The sequence below is a fragment of the Streptomyces katrae genome (assembly GCF_002028425.1).
GTDB classification, from domain to species: Bacteria; Actinomycetota; Actinomycetes; order Streptomycetales; family Streptomycetaceae; genus Streptomyces; species Streptomyces katrae_A.
This window is the reverse complement of sequence record NZ_CP020043.1, coordinates 54,413-79,700: the sequence shown is the minus strand read 5'-3', so window position 1 is coordinate 79,700 and position 25,288 is coordinate 54,413. Positions and strand designations below refer to the sequence as shown.

7 protein-coding genes and 1 pseudogene are annotated in these 25,288 nt (G+C 76.6%); 6 read left to right on the top strand and 2 right to left on the bottom strand.

What is annotated here, in order from left to right; translation table 11 throughout:
- Positions 1-16: 16 nt before the first annotated feature.
- The 5 genes and pseudogenes from B4U46_RS34650 to B4U46_RS34630 all read left to right on the top strand — a co-directional run bounded on the left by B4U46_RS34650 (position 17) and on the right by B4U46_RS34630 (position 21,956).
- Positions 17-3,166 carry a type I polyketide synthase gene (locus B4U46_RS34650; RefSeq protein WP_079432231.1) on the top strand — a complete coding sequence of 1,050 codons (3,150 nt, stop codon included), beginning with the start codon at positions 17-19 and terminating at the stop codon, positions 3,164-3,166.
- A gap of 44 nt (positions 3,167-3,210) precedes the next feature.
- Positions 3,211-8,772, top strand: a pseudogene (locus B4U46_RS34645) (SDR family NAD(P)-dependent oxidoreductase); the annotation flags it as partial.
- A 36-nt stretch (positions 8,773-8,808) separates the two neighbouring features.
- Positions 8,809-15,453 (top strand): type I polyketide synthase, encoded by a 6,645-nt coding sequence (locus B4U46_RS34640; protein ID WP_398909208.1) that lies wholly within the window; start codon positions 8,809-8,811, stop codon positions 15,451-15,453.
- Positions 15,454-15,457: 4 nt separating this feature from the next.
- Positions 15,458-18,580 carry a type I polyketide synthase gene (locus tag B4U46_RS34635; protein ID WP_079432228.1) on the top strand — a complete coding sequence of 1,041 codons (3,123 nt, stop codon included), beginning with the start codon at positions 15,458-15,460 and terminating at the stop codon, positions 18,578-18,580.
- 178 nt (positions 18,581-18,758) lie between these two features.
- Positions 18,759-21,956: an AMP-binding protein gene (locus B4U46_RS34630; RefSeq protein ID WP_237293425.1), complete on the top strand. Its 3,198-nt coding sequence runs from the start codon at positions 18,759-18,761 to the stop codon at positions 21,954-21,956.
- A gap of 106 nt (positions 21,957-22,062) precedes the next feature.
- Here B4U46_RS34630 and B4U46_RS34625 read toward each other — a convergent pair whose 3' ends face one another.
- Complete coding sequence (locus B4U46_RS34625) at positions 22,063-22,824, bottom strand: thioesterase II family protein (RefSeq protein WP_079432226.1); 762 nt, start codon at positions 22,822-22,824, stop codon at positions 22,063-22,065.
- Between the two features lie 52 nt (positions 22,825-22,876).
- Positions 22,877-24,178, bottom strand: coding sequence for a PLP-dependent aminotransferase family protein (locus B4U46_RS34620; protein ID WP_079432225.1), 1,302 nt, complete (start codon positions 24,176-24,178; stop codon positions 22,877-22,879).
- A gap of 207 nt (positions 24,179-24,385) precedes the next feature.
- Here B4U46_RS34620 and B4U46_RS34615 point away from each other — a divergent pair, with 207 nt between their 5' ends.
- Entirely contained in the window at positions 24,386-25,192 is an 807-nt protein-coding gene (locus tag B4U46_RS34615) for an alpha/beta fold hydrolase (RefSeq protein ID WP_079432224.1), read from the top strand.
- Positions 25,193-25,288 lie beyond the last annotated feature (96 nt).

Here is a 25,288-nt window from a genome sequence, read left to right as displayed (position 1 = left end):
CCGGAAGGGAACGTCTATGAGTGGCGCAGCCGCCGACATCGCCGTCGTCGGGATGTCGTGCCGGTTCCCCGGCGTGAACGGCCCGGGCGCGTTCTGGCGCCTCCTGCTCGACGGGGAGTCGACCGTCGGCGCCTTCCCGGCCTCCCGGCCGGCCGGACCCGGCCGCGGCTCCCACCCGGACGCGGCCGTCCTGGAGCGGGGCTCCTTCCTCGACTCCATCGACGGGTTCGACGCCGCCTTCTTCGGCACCGGACCGGCCGAGGCCGCCGCCATGGACCCGGTGCAGCGGCTCGGGCTGGAGCTCGCCTGGGAGGCCGTCGAGGACGCCGGCATCCCGGCGGACACCCTCGCCGGCCGCGAGATCGACGTCGTGGTCGGCACCGCCCCGTCCGGGTACGACCTGCTGCGCAGGCTCTCCGGCAGCGACCGGGACGACCACTACGCCGCCCTCGGCGCCAACGGGGCGATGATCGCGAACCGGATCTCCGCCCTGTTCGACGTCCGCGGCATGAGCTACTGCGCGGACTCGGGCCAGTCCTCCTCCCTGGTGGCGCTGGCCCTGGCCTGTGAACGGATCCGCGCCGGCGCCGTCGACGCGGCCCTCGCCGGCGGCGTCCACCTGATCGCCGACCCGGAGGCGGGAGCGGCCCTCGCCAACCTGGGTGCCCTCTCGCCCGACGGCCGCTGCTTCACCTTCGACGCCCGGGCCAACGGCTTCGCCCGCGGCGAGGGCGGGGCGTTCGTGCTGCTCAAGCGGCTCGACCTCGCCCTGGCCGACGGCGACCACGTCTACGCCGTGGTCCGCGGCTGGGGGGTCGGCAGCGGCGGTGCCTCCACCAAGATGCCCGACCCCAGCCCCGCCGGGCAGGCCGCCGCGGTCCGGGCCGCCCTCGCCCGCGCGGACGTCCCCTTCGACACCGTCGACTACGTCGAGGCCCACGGCACCGGCACCCGCATGGGCGACCCGGCCGAGGCGGCCGGCCTGCGCGAGGTGTTCCGGGAGTCGGGCCGCAGCCGCCCCCTGGTGATCGGCTCGGTGAAGACGAACGTCGGCCACCTGGAGCCGGCCGCCGGGATCACCGGCTTCGTGAAGGCGGCCCTCTGCCTGGACCGCGCCCATCTGGTGCCCAGCCTGGGCTTCCGCTCCCCGAACCCCGCCATCGAGGACTTCCACGAGCACTTCGAGGTGCTGGGGGCCGCCCGCCCCTGGCCGGACGTTCCCGGCCGGCCGCGCCGGGCGGGGGTGTCGGCGTTCGGCATGGGCGGCACCAACGCCCACGTGATCCTGGAACAGGCGCCCGAGGTCCCCGCGTCCCGGGTCCCGGTGCCCCGGGTTCCGGCGCCGCCGCGCCCGGCCGCCGACGGGGCCCCGGCCTCCCGCGTGCTGCCGTGGGTGCTCTCCGCCCGCTCGGAGCCCGCGCTGCGGGAACAGGCGGCCCGGCTGCGGGACCTCGTGGCCGCGGACCCCTCGCTCTCCCCGGCCGACGTCGGCCACTCCCTGGCCGCGACGCGGACCCGGTTCGAGCACCGGGCGGTGGTCCTGGGCGCCGGCCGGAGCGAGGCCCTGGAAGCCCTCGGCCTGTTCGCGGCGGGCGGCGACCCGGCGCGCGTGGTGCGCGGGACGGCCGGGCGGCCGGCGGGCCCGGTGGTCTTCGTCTTCCCCGGCCAGGGCTCGCAGTGGCAGGGCATGGGCGCACGGCTCTACGAGGAGTCGGAGGTCTTCGCGCACTCGGTCGACGCCTGCGCGAAGGCCCTGGCACCGCACGTGGACTGGTCGCTGGTGGACGTGCTGACCGGCGCGGAGCCGGCCGCCCTGCTGGAGCGGATCGAGGTCGTCCAGCCGGCGCTGTTCGCCATGCTGGTGTCCCTGGCCCGGGTGTGGGGCTCGCTGGGCGTGACCCCCGACGCGGTCATCGGCCACTCCCAGGGCGAGATCGCCGCCGCCCACGTGGCGGGCGCCCTGACGCTGGAGGACGCGGCCCGCATCGTGGCCCTGCGCTCCCGGCTGCTCTCCGAGGTCGCGGGGCAGGGCGCCATGGCCGGCCTCCTGCTGCCCGAAGGCCGGGTGCGGGAGCTGCTGGGGCGGTGGGGCGGCCGGCTCGGGATCGCCGCCGTCAACGGCCCCAACTCCACCACCGTCTCGGGTGAGACCGAGGCCGTCCGGGAACTGGTCGCGGCCTGCGAGGCCGAGGGCGTCCGCGCCCGCCTGATCAAGTCCACCGTGCCCGGCCACTCGCCGCTGCTGGACCGGTTCGAGGCGGAGCTGACGCGGGGACTGGGCCGGATCACCCCGCTGCCCGCGACCGCGGCGATCCACTCCACCGTCACCGGCGGCCCCGTGGATCCGGCGGAGCTGGACGCCGCCTACTGGTTCCGCAACCTGCGGCGGACCGTCCGGTTCGAGGCCGCCACCCAGAGCCTGCTCGCACGGGGGCACGACACCTTCGTCGAGATCAGCCCGCACCCCGTCCTCCAGGTGGCGGTCGAGGAGACCGCCGACGCGCTGGGGGCCTCACCGGTCGTGGTCGGCACCCTGAACAAGCACGACGGGAGCACCGGCAAGGTCCTGGAGTCCCTGGCCCACCTGCACGTACGGGGCGTCCCGGCCGACTGGGAGGCGGTGTTCGCCGCCGGCCGGCCGCGCCGGATCGCCCTGCCGACCTACCCCTTCCGGCGGCGGCCGTACTGGCTCACCGCGCCCGGGGAGGAGGCCGGCGCCGACGGATCCGGCGCGGGCGCCGCGGCGGCGGCGGAGCTGGGCACGGAAGCGGCGGTGCTCGCGCTGGTGTGCGCCGAGGCGGCGGCCCTGCTGAGCGCCGCCCGGGGCACGGACCTGACGGGCGCCGCACTCGCCGCGCGGGCGGCGCAGCCCTTCAAGGACCTGGGGCTGGAATCCGCGACGGCGGTGGCCCTGCGCAACCGGCTCGCGGCCGCGGCCGGCGTACGGCTCCCGGCCACCGTCGCCTTCACCCACCCGACCCCCCGCGACCTCGCCCGCCACCTGTTCTCCCTCCTCGCACCCGAACCGCCCGCGACGGGGCCGGAGTCCGGGGAGGAGCCCCGGCAGCCCGAGGAACCCGAGGGCGTGGCGGCGGCGGAGGAAGCGGGCCCGGACGGCCTCGGCGACGACGACCTGTACGAGCTGATCGACCGCGGCTACGTGTAGCCGCTCCTGTACTGCTGAGCAACGGTTTGGGGGAGGCCCTGGTGGAGGATGTCGACAAGCTCCGGTCCTACTTGCGACGCGCCGTCGGTGACGCGCGCGAGCTGCGCGAGCGGGTGCGCGAGCTGGAGGAGTCTGCCCGCGAGCCCATCGCGGTCGTGGGCGTGGGCTGCCGCTTCCCCGGCGGGGCGGCCTCCCCCGAAGCGCTCTGGGAGCTCGTCCGCGACGGCGTGGACGCGATGGGGGAGTTCCCCCGGGACCGCGGCTGGGACCTGGAGGCGCTGTACGCCCAGGACCCCGGCGCGCCGGGCACGACGTACGCGCGCGCGGGCGGCTTCCTGCCCGGCCTCGCCGAGTTCGACGCGCCGTTCTTCGGCATCAGCCCGCGCGAGGCCCTGGCGATGGACCCCCAGCAGCGGCTGATGCTGGAGACCTCGTGGGAGGCGCTCGAACGGGCCGGCATCGACCCCGCCGGACTGCGGGGTTCGGCCACCGGGGTGTTCACCGGGATCTACTCCGTCGACTACGGCCCCCGGATGGGCGGCGCGGCGGCCGGCGAGGTGGAGGGCTACGCCCTCGCGGGGACCTACACCAGCGTGGCCTCGGGCCGGGTGGCGTACGTCCTGGGCCTGGAGGGCCCCGCGGTGTCGACCGACACCGCCTGCTCCTCCTCCCTCGTCGCCGTCCACCAGGCCGTGCGCTCCCTGCGTTCCGGGGAGTGCTCCCTCGCGCTGGCCGGCGGGGTGTCCGCCATGCCCACGCCGGGCGTGCTCGTGGAACTCGGCCGCCAGCGGGGCCTGTCGGCCGACGGCCGGTGCAAGGCGTTCGCGGACGCGGCCGACGGCACCGGCTTCTCCGAGGGCGCGGGCGTGCTCGTCCTCGAACGCCTCTCGGACGCGCGGCGGGCCGGGCGCCGGATCCTGGCGGTGATCCGCGGCTCCGCGGTCAACCAGGACGGGGCGTCCAACGGGCTGACCGCCCCCAACGGGCTCGCGCAGGAGCGGGTCGTGCGCGCGGCCCTGGCCGACGCCGGCCTGACGGCCGCCGACGTGGACGCGGTGGAGGCGCACGGGACCGGCACGACGCTGGGCGACCCCCTGGAGGCGGAGGCCCTGATCGCAGCCTACGGACAGGACCGGGAGCCGGGCCGCCCGCTGTGGCTGGGGTCGCTGAAGTCGAACATCGGCCACACCCAGGCCGCCGCGGGCGTCGGCGGGATGATCAAGATGATCATGGCGATGCGGCACGGGATGCTGCCCCGGACCCTGCACGTGGACCGGCCCTCGCGGCACGTGGACTGGCCGGCCGGCGCCGTCGAACTCCTCACCGAGGCCCGCCCCTGGCACACCGCCGGGGGACGGCCCCGCCGGGCCGGGGTGTCCGCGTTCGGGATCAGCGGTACCAACGCCCACCTGATCCTGGAGCAGGCCCCCGAGGAGGAGGCCGGGCCCGGGACCCCGCAACGCCCGGCCGCCGCCCCGGCGTCCGTGCCCTGGGTGCTGTCCGCCCGGTCGCCCGAGGCGCTGCGGGAACAGGCGCTGCGGCTGCGCGAGCACCTGGCCGCACACCCGGAGCTGACGGCCGCCGGCGTGGGACACGCCCTGGCCGCCACCCGCTCGCTGTTCGACCACCGCCAGGTGCTCGTCGGCGCCGACCGCGACGCCCTCCTCGCCGCCCTCACGGCCGCCGCGGCCGGCGACGGCGACGGCGGCGCGGTGTCCGGCGTCGCCGGGCCCGCCGGCCGGACGGTGTTCGTCTTCCCCGGCCAGGGCTCCCAGTGGGTCGGCATGGGCCGCGAACTGTGGGAATCCTCCCCGGTGTTCGCCCGCCGGATGCGCGAGTGCGCCGACGCGCTGGCCCCGTACGTCGACTGGTCCCTGCCCGACGTCCTCGGGGACGAGGCGGCCCTGCAGCGGGTGGACGTCGTCCAGCCCGTGCTGTGGGCCGTGATGGTCTCGCTGGCCGAGGTGTGGCGCTCGTACGGGGTGCTGCCCGACGCCGTGGTGGGCCACTCGCAGGGGGAGATCGCCGCCGCCTGCGTGGCGGGCGCCCTCTCGGTGGAGGACGCCGCCAAGGTGGTGGCGCTGCGCTCCCGCGCGATCCTGGCCCTGTCCGGGCGCGGCGGGATGGTCTCCGTCGAACTCCCGGCCGAGGCCGTGCGCGCCCGCCTCACCGACGGGCTGTCGGTCGCGGCCGTCAACGGGCCCTCGTCCGCGGTGGTCTCCGGCGACGCGGCCGAACTGGACGCGCTGCTCGCCGCCTGCGAGGGCGACGGGATCCGCGCCCGCCGCGTCCCGGTCGACTACGCCTCCCACAGCGCGCACGTGGAGGAGATCCGCGGGGAACTCGGGCGGCTGCTGGAGGGACTGCGGCCGCGCACCGCGCAGGTGCCCTTCTTCTCCACGGTCACCGCCGGATGGCTGGACACCACCCGCCTGGACGCCGGCTACTGGTACACCAACCTGCGCCGGACGGTCCGCTTCGAGGAGGCGGTCCGGGCCCTGGCCGGCGAGGGCTTCCGCTTCTTCGTCGAGGCCTCCGCCCACCCGGTGCTGACGGTCGGTCTGGAGCAGACCCTCGACGACGCGGGCGCCGACGCCCTCGCCGTCACCACCCTGCGCCGCGGCGACGGCGGCCTCGCCCGCTTCCACCGGTCGGCCGCCGAGGCCTTCGTCGCCGGAGCCCCGGTGACCTGGCGCAGCGCCTTCCCCGACCGGGAGGGCCCGTGGACCGAACTGCCCACGTACGCCTTCCAGCGGCAGCGCTACTGGCTGGACGCCCCGGCCGAGACCACCGCCGCCGCCACCTCCGACCACCCGCTGCTCGACGCCGTCATCGAACTGCCCGCAGACACCGACACCGACACCGGCAGCGGCGGCGTGGCGGGCAGTGGGCGGCTGTCCCTCGCCCGCCACCCCTGGCTCGCCGACCACGTGGTCCACGGCGCCGTCCTGGTGCCCGCCGCGGTCCTGCTGGAACTGGCGCTCTGGGCCGCGCACCGCGCGGGCGGCGCCGCCGTCGGCGCACTCACCCTGGAGACCCCGCTGGTCCTGCCCCGCACGGGCGAGCGCGAGCTCCGCGTGACCGTCGACGCCCGGGGCGCGATCGGCGTCCACTCCCGGGGCGAGGGCGAAGCCGGCTGGACGCGCCACGCCTGCGGCGCCGTCGAGAACGACCCCGCACCCGGCCGCCTCGACGGCGCGTCCGCCGCCTGGCCCCCCGCCGGGGCGGCGGCCGTCCCCGTCGAGGAGGAGTACTCCCGGCTGGCCGCTCTCGGAATCCACCACGGCCCCCTGTTCCGCGGCCTGCGCGCCGCATGGCGCGCCGAGGACGCCCTCTACGCGGAGGTGGAGCTGCCCGCCGCCGACGGCGCGGGCGGCCGCTACCGCCTCCACCCGGCGCTGCTGCACGCCGCGCTGCTCCCGGCCGGCCCCGCCGGGATCGTCGACGGCTCCCGTCCCGTGGCCTGGCTGCCCCTGAGCTGCACGGGCCTGCGCGCCGGCCGCGCCGAATCCGGTCCCGGCGCACTGCGCGTACGGCTGGCCCCGGCCGGGGAGAACACCCTCTCCCTGACCCTCGCGGACGCCACCGGAACCCCCCTCGGCGGCATCGACGCGCTGACCCTGGCGCCCGCGGACGCCGCGGAACTGACCGCGCTGGGCTTCGACCGGCAGGACTCCCTGTTCCGGGTGGACTGGACCCCCCTCGCGCTCCCCTCCGCCCCGGACCGGTACGCGGTGCTGGGCGCCCCCGACGGGATCCCCGCCGCCCCGGCGGACGGCGCAGAGGCCCACACCGGCCTGGACGCACTCGCCGCCTCCGGCGCCCCGGTGCCCCCCGTCGTCATCGCGGGCACAGGAACCGGCACCGACACGGCCACCGCCACCACCGGCGGACCGGACCCGGCCGCGGCCGACACCCCCGCCCGCGTCGCACGGACCCTCCACCACCTGCTGGGCCGCACCCGGGACTGGCTCACCGACGACCGGTTCGCCGGCTCCCGCCTGGTCCTCGTCACCCGGAACGCGACCGGTGACGGCCCGGAGGCCCCCACCGACCCCGCCGCGGCCGCCGTCTGGGGCTTCGTCCGCACCGCGCAGACCGAGAACCCCGGCCGCTTCACGCTCGTGGACACCGACGGCACGCCCGCCTCCCTGGCCCGCGTCCCGCAGGCGGCCGCCTCCGGCGCGCCCCAGATCCGGATCCGGGCCGGCGAGGCCGCCGCTGCGGCGCTGGCCCGCACCCCCGCCTCCGGCGGCCCGGACGGCGTCCCCGCCCTCGGATCCGGCACCGTACTGATCACGGGAGGCACCGGCGGCCTGGGCGCGAAGCTGGCCCGGCACCTCGTCGAACGGCACGGCGTGCGCCGGCTGCTCCTGGCCGGCCGACGGGGCCCGCAGAGCCCGGCGGCGGCCGGGCTGCGCGAGGAACTGGCCGCGGCCGGAGCCCACGTCGAGGTCGCGGCCTGCGACGTCGCCGACCGCGAGGCCGTCGCCCGGCTCCTCGCCGCCGTGCCTTCCGAGCACCCGCTGACCGCCGTCGTCCACTGTGCCGGGACACTGGCCGACGGGGTCGTGGAGGCGCTGACCGGGGACCGGCTGGACACCGTCCTCGCACCGAAGGTGCACGGCGCCTGGCACCTGCACGAGCTGACCCGCCACCTGGACCTGTCCGCCTTCGTGCTGTTCTCCTCGGTCGCGGGCGTGCTCGGGACGGCCGGACAGGCCAACTACGCGGCGGCCAACGGGTTCCTCGACGGCCTCGCGCGGGCCCGCCGGGCCGAAGGGCTGCCCGCCACCTCCCTGTGCTGGGGTTTCTGGGCCGACCGCAGCGAGATGGTCGCCGGCCTCGCCGACACCGACGTCGAACGGCTGCGGCGCCAGGGCGTGCTGCCGCTGGCCTCGCGGGACGGGCTCGCCCTCTTCGACCTGGCCCTCGCGCTGGACGAGCCGGTCCTGGTCCCGGCCCGGCTGGACCCGGCGGCCCCCGGCGCGGCCTCGCCCCTGCTCGCCGGCCTCACCGCGGCCCCCGCCGCCCCCGGCGCCCCGGCGGCCGCGGAACACACCGGCCCGGACCTGGCACAGCGGCTGGCGACGCTGGCGCCGGACGAGGCGCAGGCGCTGCTCCTCGACGCGGTCCGCACCCAGACCGCCCTCGTCCTCGGCCACCGGGACACCGCCAGGATCGGCCCGGCCGCGGCGTTCAAGACGCTCGGGATCGACTCGCTCACGGCGCTGGAACTGCGCAACAAGCTGTCGGCGGTCACCGGCCTGAAGCTGCCCGCCACGCTCGTCTTCGACCACCCCAACCCGGCCGCCCTCGCGGGGTTCCTGCACGCGGGCCTCACCACCGGCCCCGCGGGCGACGCGGCCCCGCCGTCCCCGGCCGGCTCCCTGGCCAGGGAGATCGAACAACTGGGCGCCCGGCTGGAGGAGGCCTTCCTGCGGCTCGACGCCGACGACCGGACCACCCTTTCCACTCTGCTCGGCGAACTGCAGGGCCGAGTCCGCGCGATGGCGGGCGCCGGGGCACCGGTCGCCATCGTCGACCAGATCACATCCGCCTCAGCGGGGGAGCTCCTCCGGCTGCTGGACCAAGAGCTCGGCTAGGGGAGAGCGATGACGAACGACAACGGCGCCGAGGTCCTGGAATACCTCAGGCGGACCTCGATCGAGCTGATCGAGACCCGCAAACGCCTCCAGGAGCTGACGGACGCCGCCGCCGAACCCATCGCGGTGGTGGGCGTCGCCTGCCGCTATCCGGGCGGCGCAGGATCCCCGGAGGACCTGTGGGAGCTGGTGCGGACGGGCGCGGACACCGTCTCGGAGTTCCCGCGGGACCGCCACTGGGACCTGGAAGGGCTCTACGACCCGGACCCCGACCGGCCCGGCACCTGCTCCACCCGCTCGGGCGGGTTCCTCGACGGCGCCGGGGACTTCGACGCCGAGTTCTTCGAGATCAACCCCCGCGAGGCGCTGGCCGCCGACCCGCAGCAGCGGCTCCTCCTGGAGACCTCGTGGGAGGCCCTGGAACGGGCCGGCATCGACCCGCACACCCTGCGCGGCAGCGCCACCGGCGTCTTCGCGGGCCTCGCCTACTTCGGCTACGGCAACCACCACTTCACCCCCGAGGTCATCTCGGGCTACGCGCAGACCGGCTCCCTGCTCAGCGTGGCGTCCGGCCGGGTGTCGTACGCGCTGGGCCTGGAGGGCCCGGCCGTCTCCACCGACACCGCCTGCTCCTCCTCGCTGGTGACGGTGCACCAGGCCGTGCAGTCGCTGCGGCAGGGCGAATGCGGCCTGGCCCTGGCCGGCGGGGTCACCGTCATGGCCACTCCCCAGGTGTTCCGGGAGTTCGCCCGCCAGCGCGGCCTGTCGGCCGACGGCCGGTGCAAGGCGTTCGCCGACGCGGCCGACGGCACCGGCTTCGCCGAGGGCGTCGGCATGCTGGTCCTGGAGCGGCTTTCCGACGCCCGTCGCAACGGGCGCCGCATCTGGGCGGTCATCCGCGGCTCCGCCGTCAACCAGGACGGCGCCTCCAATGGGCTGACCGCCCCCAGCGGCCCCGCCCAGCAGCGGGTGATCCGGGCCGCGCTGGCCAACGCCCGCGTCCAGGCCGGGGACATCGACGTCGTGGAGGCGCACGGCACCGGCACCACCCTCGGCGACCCCATCGAGGCGCAGGCCCTGCTCGCCACCTACGGGCAGGGGCGGGAGCCCGGCAGCCCGCTGTGGCTGGGCTCGCTGAAGTCGAACATCGGCCACACCCAGGCCGCCGCCGGCGTCGGCGGCATCATCAAGATGATCATGGCGATGCGGCACGGGATCATGCCCAGGACCCTGCACGTGGACCGCCCCTCGACCCACGTGGACTGGTCGGCCGGCGCCGTCGAACTGCTCACCGAGGCCCGGGAGTGGACCACGGCGCCCGGCCGCCCCCGGCGGGCCGGGGTGTCCAGCTTCGGCGCCAGCGGCACCAACGCCCACCTGATCCTGGAGCAGGCACCCGAGGAGGAGGCCGCCCCCGGGACCGCCCCGGGCAACGCCCCCGAGTCCGCCCCCGAGTCCGCCCCCGGGTCCGACGTCCTGGGCGCGGCCGGTCCGCTGCCCTGGGTGCTGTCGGCCCGCTCGGAGCAGGCCCTGCGGGCCCAGGCCGAGCGGCTGCGCGCCTTCGCCGCCGCCGACCCCGACGCCGACCTCGCGGGCATCGCCGCCTCCCTGGTGTCGGGCCGGGCACGGTTCGAGCACCGCGCCGTCGTCCTCGGCCACGGCCGTGACGCGCTGCTCGACGGCCTCGCCTCCCTCGCCGGGGGCGCGGAGAGCCCCGCCGTGGTCCGCGGCACGGCCGCCGAATCCGGCGGCACCGCCTTCCTGTTCCCCGGGCAGGGGGCGCAGTGGACCGGCGTGGCCCGCGAACTGTGCGCGGCGTTCCCCGTGTTCGCCCGGACCCTCGACGAGGTCTGCGCCCGCTTCGACACCCACCTCCCCTTCGCCCTGCGGCCCCTGCTCCTCGCCGACGAGCCCGAGGGCGCCGACCGCACCGACGTCATGCAGCCCGCCCTCTTCGCCCTCCAGGTCGCCCTCTACCGGACCCTGACCCGGTACGGCCCGCGCCCGGACCGCCTGATCGGCCACTCCGTCGGCGAGATCGCCGCCGCCCACGTGGCCGGGGCGCTCGACCTGGACACCGCGACCCGGCTCGTGGCCGCCCGCGGCCGCACCATGCAGGCCGTCACCGAACGCGGCGCCATGCTGGCCGTCCGCGCCCCGCAGGCCGAGGTGGAGCGGCTGCTCGACGGGCGCGCCCGCGTCGGGATCGCCGCCGTCAACGGCCCCGAGTCGGTGGTGGTGTCCGGACTGCGCGAGGAGGTCCACGCCCTGCGCGACCGGCTCCTCGCCGAGGGCCGCTCCGCGAAGCTCCTCCCGGTCGACCACGCCTTCCACTCCCCGCTGATGGACCCGGTCCTGGAGGAGTTCGCGGCGGCCCTCCCGGCCTTCCCCGACGCCGACGCCGACGGCGGACCGGCGGTCCCGGTCGTCTCCACCCTCCTGGGCCGCGAGGCCACCCTCCGGGAACTGCGGTCGCCCGCCCACTGGGTCGACCACGTCCGCGCGCCCGTGCGCTTCCACGAGGCCGTGGAACGGGCCCGCGCCGCCGGGGCGGACGTCTTCCTCGAAGTGGGCCCCGGCCCGACCCTGGCGGGCCTCACCAAGGACGCCTTCGCCGCCGGGGGAGTGGACGCGCTGGTCGTGGCCTCCGCGCGGCGCGGCCGCGGCCCGGCGGAGGGCCTGGCCGGGGCGCTGGCCGCCCTGCACGTCCGGGGCGCCGCCGTGGACTGGGCCGCCCTCACCGGCACCCGCCCGCACGTGGACCTCCCCACGTACGCCTTCCAGCGGCAGCGCTACTGGCTGGACTTCCTGGCCGGGGCCGCCCCGGCGGACGTGGCCTCCGCCGGCCTGTCGGACCCCGGCCACCCCCTGCTGGGCGCCGTGGTGGACCACCCCGGCACCGGCGAGACCGTCTTCACCGGCCTGTGGTCCCTGCGCACCCACGGCTGGCTCGCCGACCACGCGGTGTTCGGCTCGGCCGTCGTCCCGGCGACCGCCTACCTGGACCTGGCCCTGTCGGCGGGCGCGCACGCCGGCTGCCCCGCGGTCGCCGAACTCTCCCTGGAAGTCCCCCTGGTCCTGCCCGACGAGGGCGAGGTGCAGGTGCGGGTCGTCGTCGGCGCGGCCGACGGGACGGGACACCGCTCCCTGGACGTGTACGCGCGCCCCGCCGGGGACGGCGCGGCCGACGGCGGCTGGACCCGCCACGCCCTGGGCACCCTGGCACCGCACGAAGCGGCACCGGCGCCCGGCCCGGACGGGGGCGGCCGGGACGCGGCCGGCCGGCCCCTGTCCGTCTGGCCCCCGGCCGGCGCCGAACGGCTCCCCTTCGACGGCCTCTACGACTCCCTCGCCGACCGCGGCTTCGACTACGGCCCGGCCTTCCGCGGACTGCGCGAGGTCTGGCGGCGCGGCCAGGACCTCTTCGCCCTCGCCACCCTCCCCGAGGAGGCCGCCGGGGGCGCCTTCGCCCTGCACCCGGCGCTCACCGACACCGTCCTGCACGCCGTCGTCGCCGGCGGGGTCATCACGGTCACCGACGAGCAGGGCTGGATGCCGTTCTCCTGGTCCGGCGCGACCCTCACCGGGCCGTGCGGCCCGACCGTCCGGGTCCGCCTCACCCCCGCCGGCGAAGGGACCGTCTCGCTCACGGTCGCCGACGAACAGGGCCGCGAGCGCGCCCGCGTGGAGGCGCTGACCTTCCGCCCGGCCACCGCCGAGCAGGTGCGCGCCGCCCGCGGCGGCCCGCAGCACCCGCTGTACGCGGTGGAGTGGCGCCCGGTCCCAGCCGCCCCGCAGGACGGCGCCCCCGGGCCGTGGGCCGTGCTCGGCTCCCGGGACGGCCGGGCCGCCCGGCTCGTCGCGGCGGGCGACGGCGCGGCCGCCCTCCACACCTCCCTCGGCGAACTCCCCGCCGACCCGAACACCCCGGGCCACCTGGTGTTCTGCCTGGACGACCAGCACGGCGCGGGCGAAGACGTCCTCGCCTCCACCGCCGCCGCCGGCGCACGCGTACTGGGCCTGCTCCAGGCGTTCCTCGCCGACGAACGGCTCGCCGCGACCACCCTGGTGGTCCTCACCCGCCAGGCCTTGGCCACCGCTGCCGGCGAGGACGTCGGCAGCCTCCCCGGCGCCTCCGTGTGGGGCCTGGTCCGCTCCGCCCAGACCGAGCACCCCGGCAGGTTCCGCCTCGTCGACACCGACGACGCCGACACCTCCTGGGCCGCCCTCCCCGGCGCCCTGCGCCTGCCCGACGAGCAGCTGGCGGTCCGCGACGGCGCGTACCTCGTCCCCCGGCTGGCGCCGGCCCCGCCCGCGGACGGACGCCTCGAACCGCCGTCGGACGGCCCCCACCGGCTGGGCATCCCGCAGCGGGGCACACTGGAGAACCTCACCTGGGTGCCCTGCCCCGAGGCCGAGGCGCCCCTGGAGAGCGGACAGGTCCGCATCGCCGTCCAGGCGGCGGGCCTCAACTTCCGCGACGTCACGATCGCCCTGGGCCTCATCGACCGGACGGCCTTCGACGCCGGGCTCGGCAGCGAGGGCTCCGGCGTGGTCCTGGAGACGGCGCCCGACGTGACCGCCTTCCGGCCCGGCGACCGGGTGACCGGCATCTTCCCCGGCGCCTTCGCCCGGGTGGCCGTGGCCGACCACCGCCTGCTGGCGGCGGTCCCCGACGGATGGAACCACGCCGAGGCGGCGTCCGTACCCAGCACCTTCCTCACCGCCTACTACGCCCTCTTCCACGTGATGCGGCTGAAGAAGGGCCAGCGCATCCTCATCCACGCCGCGGCCGGCGGCGTCGGCACGGCCGCCGTCCAGCTGGCCCGGCACGTCGGCGCCGAGGTCTACGCGACCGCGAGCCCCGCCAAATGGCCCGCCCTGCGCGCCCAGGGCCTGGACGACGCCCACCTGGCGTCCTCGCGCGACCTGCACTTCGTACAGAAGTTCCTCGACTCCACCGGCGGCCGCGGGGTCGACGTGGTCCTGAACTCCCTCGCGCACACCTTCGTCGACGCCTCGCTGCAACTCCTCCCGCACGGCGGCGACTTCATAGAGATGGGCAAGACGGACATCCGCGAGCCCGGGCAGGTCGCCGCCGACCACCCCGGGGTCCGCTACCAGGCCTTCGACCTCTACGGCTCGGCCGGCCCGGACGCGCTCCAGGAGATGTTCCGCGAGGTCATGGCCCTGTTCGCCGACGGCCGGATACGGCTCGGCCCGGTCGCCGTGCGCCACGTCCGCGACGCGCGCGCGGCCTTCCGCGAGATGAGCCAAGGCCGCCACACCGGCAAGCTGGTCCTCGAACTCGGCGACGGCTTCGGCGGCGGCACCGTACTGGTCACCGGCGGGACCGGCGGCGTGGGCTCGCTCGTGGCCCGGCACCTGGCCGCGGAACACGGCGTCCGGAGCCTGCTGCTGGCCAGCCGCCGGGGCCCGGCGGCCGACGGGGTGCCCGAACTGGTCACGGAGCTGGAGGCGGCGGGCGCCGCCGTCCGGGTCGTGGCCTGCGACGTCGCCGACCGGGACGCCGTGGCCGCGCTGCTCGCCGACATGCCGGCCGGGCACCCGCTGACCGCGGTGGTCCACGCGGCGGGCGTACTGGCGGACGGCACCCTCGCGTCGCTGACCGCCGACGGCCTGCGCGAGGTGCTGCGCGCCAAGGCCGGCGGTGCGCTCCACCTGCACGAACTGACCCGGGACCACACCCTGTCGGCCTTCCTCCCGTTCTCCGCCCTCGCCGGCACGCTCGGCACCGCCGGCCAGGCCAACTACGCCGCCGCGAACGCCTTCCTGGACGCCCTGGCCACGCGCCGCAGGGCCGCCGGGCTGCCCGCCACCTCCCTGGCCTGGGGCTGGTGGGAACAGAGCAGCGCGATGACCGAGGGCCTGGACCGGGCCGACCTCACCCGGCTCCGGCGGATGGGCATCGCCCCGATGCCCACCCCCGAGGCCCTCGCCCTGTTCGACGCGGCGTGCGCGCAGGGCGAGGCGGTCCTCGTCCCGGCCCGGGTCGACCTCGCGGGCCTGCGGAGCAGGCCCGCCGGGGAACTGCCGCCGCTGCTGCGCGGCCTCGCCGAAACCGGACGTCCGCGCCGGGGCGGCAGGGGCACCGCCCAGGACGCCGGCCCCTCCGGCCTGCCCGCGGGCCTGGCGGCCCTGCCGGCCGAAGAGGCGCGGACGGCCGTCCTGGACTGGCTGCGCGACCAGGCCGCCATCGTCCTCGGCCACCCGGCCGGAACCTCCGTCGACGCCGACCAGCCCTTCACCCAGCTCGGCTTCGACTCGCTGACCGCCGTCGAACTGTGCAACCGCCTGGCCGCCGCGACCGGGCTGCGCCTGCCCTCCACCCTCGTCTTCAGCTACCCCACCCCGGGCGAACTGGCCGGACACCTCCTCGGCCTGCTGACCCCCGCGGCGCCCGAGGACGCCGGCGCCGGCGCGGCCGCGTCACCGGAGCGGGACGCGGAGGTCCGGGAGGTGCTGCGGACCGTCTCGGTCGACGCGCTGCGCAGGGCGGGCCTCCTGGAGGCCGTCCTCGCCTGCGCGGCCCCCTCCGGGCCGGAGGCCGCACCCGGGGCGGCGCAGGAGGCCGCCGCCGCGGAGGACGCCGGCCCGGAGGAACTCGCGGGCATGGACCTGGACGCGCTGCTCGACCTGGCCCTCGATGAGAAGAGGTAGTGACATGACCAACGCCGAGGACCGGACGGCGGAGGGCTCGGACCGGGTCCAGCGGGCGCTGCGCACCCTGCTGGAGGAGCGCGACCGCCTCCGGCAGGAGAACGACGCCCTCAGGGCAGGCCGGGGCGAACCCGTCGCCGTGGTCGCCATGGCCTGCCGCTACCCGGGGGGCGTGTCCTCGCCCGAGGAGCTGTGGGAGGTGGTCCGCGAGGGCCGCGACGTCGTGGACGCCTTCCCCGCCGACCGCGGCTGGCGCGACGTGTACGACCCGGACCCCGCCGCCCCCGGCAGCGCCCACGTCCGCCACGGCGGGTTCCTGGCCGACCCGGCCGGGTTCGACGCCGAGTTCTTCGGCATCAGCCCCCGCGAGGCCCTTGCCACCGACCCGCAGCAGCGGCTGCTCCTGGAGACCTCCTGGGAGGCCTTCGAACGGGCCGGCATCGTCCCCGCCGACGTCCGCGGCACCGACGTCGGGGTCTTCACCGGGGTGAGCTCCACCGAGTACGGGTGGCGCTTCCTGGAGGCGGGCCAGAGCGAACTGGAGGGCTACCTGCTGTACGGCAGCTCGCTGAGCGTCGCCTCCGGACGGGTGGCGTACGAACTGGGCCTGACCGGGCCGGCGGTGTCCCTGGACACCGCGTGCTCGTCCTCGCTGGTGGCCCTGCACATGGCGGCGCAGTCGCTGCGCGCGGGGGAGTGCTCGCTCGCGCTGGCGGGCGGGGCGCTGGTGATGTCCTCGCCCGCGGCCTTCGTGGAGTTCGCCCGTCAGGGCGCGCTCTCGCCCGACGGCCGCTGCAAGGCCTTCGCCGACGGGGCGGACGGCACCGGCTGGGCCGAGGGCGTCGGCGTCCTGCTGCTGGAGCGGCTGTCCGACGCCCGCCGCAACGGCCATCCCGTGCTCGCCCTGCTGCGCGGCTCCGCCGTCAACCAGGACGGCGCCAGCAACGGCCTGACCGCGCCCAACGGCCGCGCCCAGGAGAAGGTGATCCGGCGGGCCCTGGCCAACGCGGGCGTCGCGGCGTCCGAGGTGGACCTGGTCGAGGCGCACGGCACCGGAACCGTCCTGGGCGACCCCATCGAGGCGCAGGCCCTGCTCGCCACCTACGGCCGCGACCGTGACCGGGACCGCCCGCTGTGGCTGGGCTCCCTGAAGTCGAACATGGGCCACGCCCAGGCCGCCGCCGGGGTCGCCGGGGTCATCAAGACCGTGATGGCCCTGCGCCACCGCCACCTGCCGCGCACCCTCCACGTGGGCGAGCCGTCCCGGCACGTGGACTGGTCCTCCGGCGGCGTCGAACTGCTGGTGGAAGGCCGGGAGTGGACCCGGCCGGACGGTCCGCGGCGGGCCGGGGTGTCCTCGTTCGGCGTCAGCGGCACCAACGCCCACGTGATCCTGGAGGAGGCCCCGCACGAGCCGGCGCCGGAGCCCGCCGAAGGCCCGGAGGTCGCCGGCGGACTGCTGCCCTGGATCCTCTCCGGCAAGAGCGCGGCCGCCCTCCAGGGCCAGGCGGCCGCCCTGCGCGCCTGCCTCGCCGCCGATCCGCAGGCCGACCTCGCCGCCGTCGGCGCCTCCCTGGTGGCGCACCGGTCGCGGTTCGAGCACCGCGCGGTGGTGCTGGGGCGCGGCCGCGAAGGGCTGCTGGAGGCGCTGGCCGCGCTGGCCGAGGGCGCCGACTCCCCCGCGGTGGTGCGCGGGACGGCCGCCAGGCCCGGCGGGACCGTGTTCGTCTTCCCCGGGCAGGGGTCGCAGTGGGTGGGCATGGGCCGGCAGCTGTACGCCGCCTTCCCGGTCTTCGCCCGGCACCTGGACGCGTGCGCGGACGCCCTGTCCGAGTGGGTCGACTGGTCGCTGCTCGACGTGGTGCGGGGCGCGGCGGGGGCGCCGTCCCTGGACCGGGTGGACGTGGTCCAGCCGGCCCTGTTCGCCATGATGGTCTCCCTGGCCGGCCTGTGGCGCTCCTGGGGCGTGGAACCGGGCGCGGTGGTCGGGCACAGCCAGGGCGAGATCGCCGCCGCCTGCGTGAGCGGCGCGCTGTCCCTGCGCGACGCCGCCCGGATCGTCGCGCTGCGCAGCCGGGCCCTGGTGGACCTGATCGGGCACGGGGGGATGGCGTCGGTCGCCGAGTCCGCGGACGTGGTGGCGGAGCGCATCACCCCGTGGAACGGCCGGCTGAGCGTCGCCGTCGTCAACGGGCCCCGCTCGGTGGTGGTGTCCGGGGAGCCGGACGCGCTCGACGAGTTCGTCGAGAAGATGAAGGCCGAAGGGGCCCAGGCCCGCCGGATAGCGGTGGACTACGCCTCCCACTCCCACCAGGTGGCCCGGGTCCGCGACCAGGTGACCGGCCCGCTCCTCGGAGTGAGCCCGCAGCCCTCGCAGGTCCCCTTCTGCTCCACCCTGTACGGGGAGTTCATCGACACCACGCGGCTGGACGCCGACTACTGGTACAACAACCTGCGCGAAAAGGTACTTTTCGAACCCTCCGTCCGGCGGCTCGCCGAGGACGGCTTCCGGGTCTTCATCGAGATGAGCCCGCACCCCGTGCTGACCGTCCCGGTGCAGGAGATCGTCGAGGACCTGGACGACGCCCTGGTGCTGTCCTCGTCCCGCCGGGACCGCGACGAGGTGGAATCCGTGCTCGGCTCGCTGGCCGGACTCCACGTCCGCGGCGGCTCCGTGGACTGGACCGCCCTGTTCGGGGAGCGCCGGCGGGCGGACCTGCCGACGTACGCCTTCCAGCGCCGGAGGTACTGGCTCGCCTCCGCGCAGCCGTCCGCGGCGCCCGCCGCGGAGGTCCCGGCGGCGGAGCCGGCCGGGGACGAGGAACACCTGGTCCCCCTGCCGGAGCGGGTCGCCGCCCTCGGTGAGGAGGACGCGCGGGCCCTCGTGCTCGAACACGTCCTGGAGAAGGTCGCCGTCGTCCTCGGACACGCCTCCAGCGCCTCGGTCGACCCCGACCAGGAGTTCAAGGAGATCGGCTTCGACTCGCTGCTGTCGGCGGAGCTCAGCAAGCGCCTGACCGCCTCGACCGGACTGAAGCTGCGGGCGAACCTGGTGCTGCGCCAGCCCTCGCCGCGGCGCATCGCCGGGCACATCGCGGACTCCCTCACCACCGCCGGAGCCCGGTGACCCGACGGCGCCCGGGCCCGCCCGGGGGAGTGTCCCGCCGGCGGGACACTCCAGGCCCGGCAGTGTCCGTCCCGCCCGGCAGCCAGGTGTCTTGAACGGCCGAACCGCTTCCCCGAAGGTGGGGGTGATCCGCGAGTTCCGCCGATTCCCGGGCCTGTCTGCTGAGGGGTTGATCTGTGTGCCTTCGTTCGGTGTGTCGTCCGCGCACGAAGGGATGTGGCGGGCGCAGAAGATGGCGCCCGACACGCCCAACCATGCGCTGACCATGTGGGACGTGGCCGGCGCGCTGGACGGGGAGGCCATCGCTTCCGCGTTCCGGCACGTCATGGGCGAGGCGGAGGTCCTGCGCGTCAACTTCGTCGACGAGGGCGCCGGACTGCGGCTGGTCCCCCGGGACCTGGGCGACTGGCAGCCGTTCCTGCTCGACCTCAGCGCCGCGGCCGACCCCGAGCGGGCGGCCCGCGAAGCCCTGGCCGACCTGGTGCGCCAGCCCTTCGACCTGGAGCGGGACCTGCTGTTCCGGCTCGGCGTGGTCAGGCTCGCGGTGGACCGCTCCCTGCTGGTGATCGCCTACCACCACCTCATCTCCGACGGCTTCGGCGCCGGCGGCCTGCTCTCGCGCCGGCTCGCCGAGGTGTACACCGCGCTGGTGCGCGGGGAGGCGGTACCGGAGCCGGCGCACCCGTGGGACGCGGAGTCCTTCGCGGCCGAGGCGGTGGAGTACCGCGCCTCCCCCCGGTTCACCGAGGACAGCGCCTTCTGGCGCGACTACCTCAAGGACGCCCCCGCACCCGCCCAGGTCCCCCGCGTCGCCCTCTCCGACGCCCAGCGGGCCGCCCTGTCCGAGCCGCTGAGCAGCGCCGACCGCTGGTCGGAAGTGGCCGAGACCATCGGCATGGTGAGCCGGACGCTGACCGTCCCGCGCGCCGAGGCGGACACCTGGACCGAGGCGGCCCGGTCCATGGGCGTGTGGACCTCGCAGCTGCTGACCGCCGCCGCGGCCGTCTTCCTGCGGCACCGCTGCGACCGGCCCGAGTTCCTCTTCTCGCTGGCCGTCAGCAACCGGGTCGGCGTGGCCAGCAGGACGCCCGGCCTGGCGGTGAACGTGGTTCCGGTCCGCGCGAAGGTCCCGCTCGGCGCCACCTTCGCCGAGGTCGCCGAGGCCCTCGCCGACGAGACCTACGAGATCTTCGACCACACCGCCTGCCACTACTCGGACATCCAGCGCGCCGCCGGAACCGTGCTGAGCGGCCGCGGCAGCTTCGGCGCCGTCGTCAACGTCGTCGAGTTCGCGGAACAGCTCCACTTCGGCGACAGCCCGGCCCGCTACTCCGGCGCGACGACGGGCACCTTCGAGGAACTGTCGATCGGCGTCTACACCGACGGCGGCGCCGACAGCGACCTGTACATCCGCCTCGACGCCCCCGCCGGCCTCTACCACCGCGCGGAACTGCGGTTCATCGGCGAGGAGCTGATCGCCCACGTCCGCGCCGCCGTGACCGGCGCCGAACGGCCCGTCGGCGCGCTGGCGGTCCCGGCCGGCCCCGGCCGGGACCAGGAGCCCGCGGCGTCGGACGACAGCGGCGCGGCCGTGGCGGAACTGACCATTCCGGAGCTGTTCGCCCAGCAGGTCCAGCGGGACCCCGACGCGCTCGCGCTCGTCTCCGGAGACCTGGCCCTCTCCTACCGCGAACTCGACGCCCGCGCCTCCCGCCTGGCCGCGGCCCTGCGGCGGCTGGACGTCGGCCCCGAGAGCGTCGTGGCGGTCGCGCTGCCCCGGTCGGCGGACCTGGCCGTCGCCCTGCTGGGCATCGTGAAGGCCGGAGCCGCCTACCTGCCGCTCGACCCGGACGCCCCGGCGGAGCGGACCGCGCGAGCGGCCGCCGCCTCGGCGCGCCTCCTGCTCACCGGCGCGCCCGCCGGCCTCCCGGACGCCCCCGGCCTCCCGGTGCTCGTCCTCGGGGAACTCCTCGCGCAGGCCGGCGCCCCCGCACCGCAGGACGCGCCCGCCCCGCACCCGGACGGCCTGCTGGCCGTACTGCCCGGCTCCGCACCCGCCGGCGGGGCCGCCGTCGCCCTGACGCACCGCAACCTGGCGCGGTTCGTCCGGGGCCGCGGCGGGCAGACCGGGCGCGCCACCGTGCTGTGGCACGCCCCGTACACCGGGGGCACGCTCGCCCTCGACCTCTGGGCGCCCCTGCTGGGCGGCGGCCGGGTGGTCGTGGCTCCCCCCGGCGAGCTCGACGTCGACGCCCTCGCCGGGGCGTGCGAGACGGACGGCGTCTCCACGGTGTGGCTGCCCGCGAGCCTGTTCTCGGCCGTCGCGGCGGACCGCCCCGAACGCCTCGCCGCACTGCGCGAGGTGTGGACCGGCGGTGACCGCGTCCCCGCGGCCGCGCTGCGCCGGGTCCGCGAGGCCTGCCCCGGCCTGACGATCGTCCACGGCCACGGCCCCGTGGAGACCACCGTGTCCGCCGCCCGCCACGTCCTGGCCGCGGGCGAACCGGTGCGCCACGCGGGCGCGGCCGGCCGCCCGGCGGACGGCGCCGCCCTCCACGTGCTCGGGCCGGGCCTCGCGCCCGTCCCCGTCGGCGTCGTCGGCGAGCTGTACGTGGCCGGCCCCGGTGTGGCCCGGGGATACCCCGGGCGGCCCGGGCTGACCGCCGGGCGCTTCGTGCCCTGCCCCTACGGCCCGCCCGGCACGCTCATGTACCGGACCGGGGACCGGGTGCGGTGGGGCGGCGACGGCCTCCTGGAGTACGTGGGCGGGGACGGCACCCGGGCCGAGGTGCGCGGCGTCCGGGTCGAACTCGCCGAGATCGAGGAAGTGCTCGCCGAGCACACCGGGCTGGCGGGCTCGGCGGTGGCCGTCCGGCAGGACGGCAGCGGCCGGCAGCAGCTCGTGGCGTACGTGGTCCCGGTGCCCGGCCGGACCGTGTCGGCCGAGGAACTGCGCCGGTTCGCCGCCGGATGGCTGCCGGAGTCCCTGGTGCCCGCGGTGTTCACCGTGCTCGAACGCCTGCCGCTGACGGCCGACGGGAGGCTGGACCGGGCGGCGCTGCCGGAGCCCGAGACCGCGGGCGGGACCTACCGGGCCCCGCGCAACGACACCGAGCGCGTGCTCGCCAAGGCCTTCGCCGAGGTGCTGGAGCTCGACCGGGTGGGCATCGACGAGGACTTCTTCGACCTCGGCGGCAACTCCCTGCGGGCCATCCGGCTGGTCGGCCTGATCCGGGCGGAGCTGAACCAGGAGGTGTCCATCCGCAGGCTGTTCGCCGCGCGCACGGTCACCGGCCTGTCGGACATGTGGAAGGACCTCTCCCAGTCCAGCCGGCCGAGCCTGCGCAGGCGGACGAGGGACGGCGCGGTCCTCTGAAGGCCCGGGCCGCCGCGCCCTGCCCGGGCGCGGCGGCGGTACGCCGGACGGGCCGTGGGATCCCGAAGGATCCCACGGCCCGTCCGTCTTCTCGCGGCCCGCGGTGTCAGAAGGCGCAGGCCCGGGCGAGCAGCCCCTCGGTGACGGCCGAGGCGACCGGGCCCAGCTGCTCGTCGAGGTAGAAGTGGCCGCCGGGGAAGACCTCCAGGGCGCACCCGCCCGTGGTGTGCTCCCGCCACGCCCAGGCCTCCGCGACCGTCACCATCGGGTCCCGGTCCCCGACCAGGGCCGTCACCGGGGCGGAGAGCGGCCGGCCGCCGCGCCAGGCGTAGGTGGCGACGGCCCGGTAGTCCGCGCGCAGCGCCGGCAGCACCATCTCCAGGACCTCCGGATTGTCCAGCAGGGCCTGGTCGGTGCCGCTCAGCGTGCGCACCTCGGCCAGCACGTCGGCGTCCTCGTAGTGCAGGTAGTGGGCGCCGGAACGGGAGTCCGGCGCGCCCCGCCCGGAGACGAACAGCCGTTGCGGGCCGGGCAGCGCGGCCCCTTCCAGGCGGCGGGCCGTCTCGAACGCGACGAGCGCGCCCATGCTGTGCCCGAACAGGGCGTAGGGCCTGCCGGGATCCGCGGCCAGGGCGCGGGCCAGTTCCCCGGCCACCACCTCGACCAGCGGCTCCAGGTCCGTGAACGGCTCCTCGCCGAACCGGTCCTGACGGCCCGGGTACTGCACGGCGACCACGTCGAGCTCCCCGGCCAGGGCGTGCGCCAGGGGCTTGTACGCGGTCGCGGAGCCCCCCGCGTGCGGGAAGCACACGAGCCGCGGACCGCGCCCCGCTGCCGTGGAGTAGCGCCGGAACCAGGTGCTGTTCACCGTCGTGGTGTCCCTTCGTCTGGCGGTCGCGCGTCCCGCGCGTCCCGCCCCGTCAGACCGTTTCCGGTGCGAGCGTCCGCCGCCCCGCCCTGCGGCCGGGGCCCGCGGAGGCGTGGGCGAGGGCCGGTTCGGCCGCCAGTACGGCGGCCAGCCGGCGGACGCCCTCGCGGATCCGCTCCGGCGTGGGGTAGCAGTAGGACAGCCGCATCCGGCGGCTGCCGAGCCCGTTGGTGTAGAAGCCGGTGCCCGAGGCGTACGCCACCCGCGCGGCCACCGCCCGCGGCAGCATGGCCCGGGTGTCCACGCCCTCGGGCACCTTCACCCAGACGTAGAAACCGCCCTCCGGCTCGGTCCACGTGCATCCCGGCGGCAGGTACTCCTCCAGGGCGCGGAGCATCGCGTCGCGGCGCTCGCGGTAGTTCTCCCGGAAGGTCTCGATCTGCCCCCGCCAGTCCTGCGTGGCCAGGTAGCGCGAGACGATCATCTGGTTCAGGGTGGGCGGGCACAGCATGGCCGACTCCGCCGCCAGCACCAGCTTCTCCCGCACCGGGTGCGGGGCGAGCACCCAGCCGACCCGCAGGCCGGAGGCGAAGGTCTTCGAGAACGAGCCCAGGTAGACCACGTTCTCCGGGTCCATGGAGTGCAGGGCGGGGCGGGTGCGGCCGTCGAAGCCGAGCAGGCCGTACGGGTTGTCCTCGACCACCAGCACGCCGTACGCGCGGCAGATCTCCAGGACCTCCGCGCGCCTCCCGACCGCCAGCGTCACCCCGGACGGGTTGTGGAAGTTCGGGACCGTGTACAGGAGTTTCACCCGCCGGCCGGCGTTCCTGGCCTGCCGCAGCGCCGCCCGCAGCGCCTCCGGCACCAGCCCGTGCTCGTCCATGGCCACGTGCGCCACCTCCGCCTGGTACGCGGCGAAGGAGCCCAGGGCGCCGACGTACGAGGGGCCTTCGGCCACCACCACGTCACCGGGATCGCAGAACAGCCGGGCGACCAGGTCCAGGCCCATCTGCGAGCCGACCGTCACCACGACGTCGTCCGGGCGGCCGGTGATGCCCTCCAGCGCCATCACCCCGCAGATCTGCTCCCGCAGCAGGGGCAGGCCGTGGGCCGAGGCGTACTGGAGCGCCGTCAGGCCGTGCTCGGCGACGATCCGCGAGGTTTCGGCCGCGAGCGTCTCCAGCGGCAGCGCGGCCAGGTCCGGCATCCCGCCGGCCAGCGAGACGACCTCGGGCCGGCTGGCGACCGCGAACAGCGCCCGGATCTCCGAGGCCGTCATGCCCGCGGTACGAGCGGCGTACCGGCCGACGTGCGGGTCGGGGCCGCCGCGGCCGTCCTGCGGACAGTGACCCATCGCGTCTCCCCACGTCGTCCGGCCCTGGCGGCCAGCATCGGAGCCCCCGCTCGTGACCTGCTCAATTTCCTCTCGCGGGATGGCCGGAAGCAGCTCTTGCCACCCTCCGTGAACACCGGTCTATACAACCGTCTTGAACAAGTGTCATAGACGTGCGTATAGTCGATCTCGGCAAGCCCGCCCCCACCCGACCGAGGGAGCCTCGACATGAACACCACCGCCACCACCGTGCAGCCCACCCGCGCCACCCTGACCGTCGACGGCCGCGCCCTCTCCTACCTGGACTTCGGCGGCACGGGCCGGCCCCTCGTCGCCCTCCACGGCCACCTCTCCGAAGGCGCCTCCTTCACCGCCCTGGCCGCCGCCCTCGGCCCCGAGTGGCGGGTGATCGCCCCCGACCAGCGAGGCCACGGCGACTCCGACCGCGCCCCCGAGTACACCCGTGCCGGCTACCTCGCCGACCTCCTCGCCCTCCTGGACCACCTCGGCATCGACCGCGCGGTCTTCCTCGGCCACTCCCTCGGCGCGGTCAACGCCTACCACCTGGCCGCCGAACGCCCGGAGCTGGTCGAGGCGCTGATCAACGTCGACACCGCCGCCGACCTGCCCGACCACGGCGCCAGCCCCCTCGCCTTCGTGCTGGACTTCCCCTACACGGCGCCCACCCGCGAGGAACTGGCCGCCTCCTGCGGCCCCCTCGCCGCCGTCCTCGGGCCCGTCCTGCGCCCGTCGGCCGACGGCTCCGGCTGGCGGCTGCCCTTCCACCCCCAGGACACCGTCGACTCCGAGACCCTGGTCCACGGCGACCACTGGCGGCAGTGGCTCGCCACCGACTGCCCCGCCCTCCTGGTCCACGGCCTGCGCAGCCAGGTCCTCCCCGAGGAGCAGGCCCGGGCCATGGTCGCCCGCCGCCCCCACACGGCCTACCGGGCCCTGGACGCCGACCACTTCCTCCAGCAGGCCGACCCCGAGGGCTTCGCCGCGGCGGTCCGCGCGTTCCTCGCCACCCTCTGACCCGGAACCCTGCACCCGCAGCCCCTGACCCGGTCTCACCACCGCCCGCCCCCCGGCCCGTTCGAGCCGGGGGGCGGCGGCATGACGTACGACGAA

Excerpts from the sequence above, each read along its gene's own strand:
- B4U46_RS34650 (WP_079432231.1), top strand. The coding sequence starts at position 17 with ATGAGTGGCGCAGCCGCCGACATCGCCGTCGTCGGGATGTCGTGCCGG.
- B4U46_RS34635 (WP_079432228.1), top strand. The coding sequence starts at position 15,458 with ATGACCAACGCCGAGGACCGGACGGCGGAGGGCTCGGACCGGGTCCAG.
- B4U46_RS34620 (WP_079432225.1), bottom strand. The coding sequence starts at position 24,178 with ATGGGTCACTGTCCGCAGGACGGCCGCGGCGGCCCCGACCCGCACGTC.
- B4U46_RS34615 (WP_079432224.1), top strand. The coding sequence starts at position 24,386 with ATGAACACCACCGCCACCACCGTGCAGCCCACCCGCGCCACCCTGACC.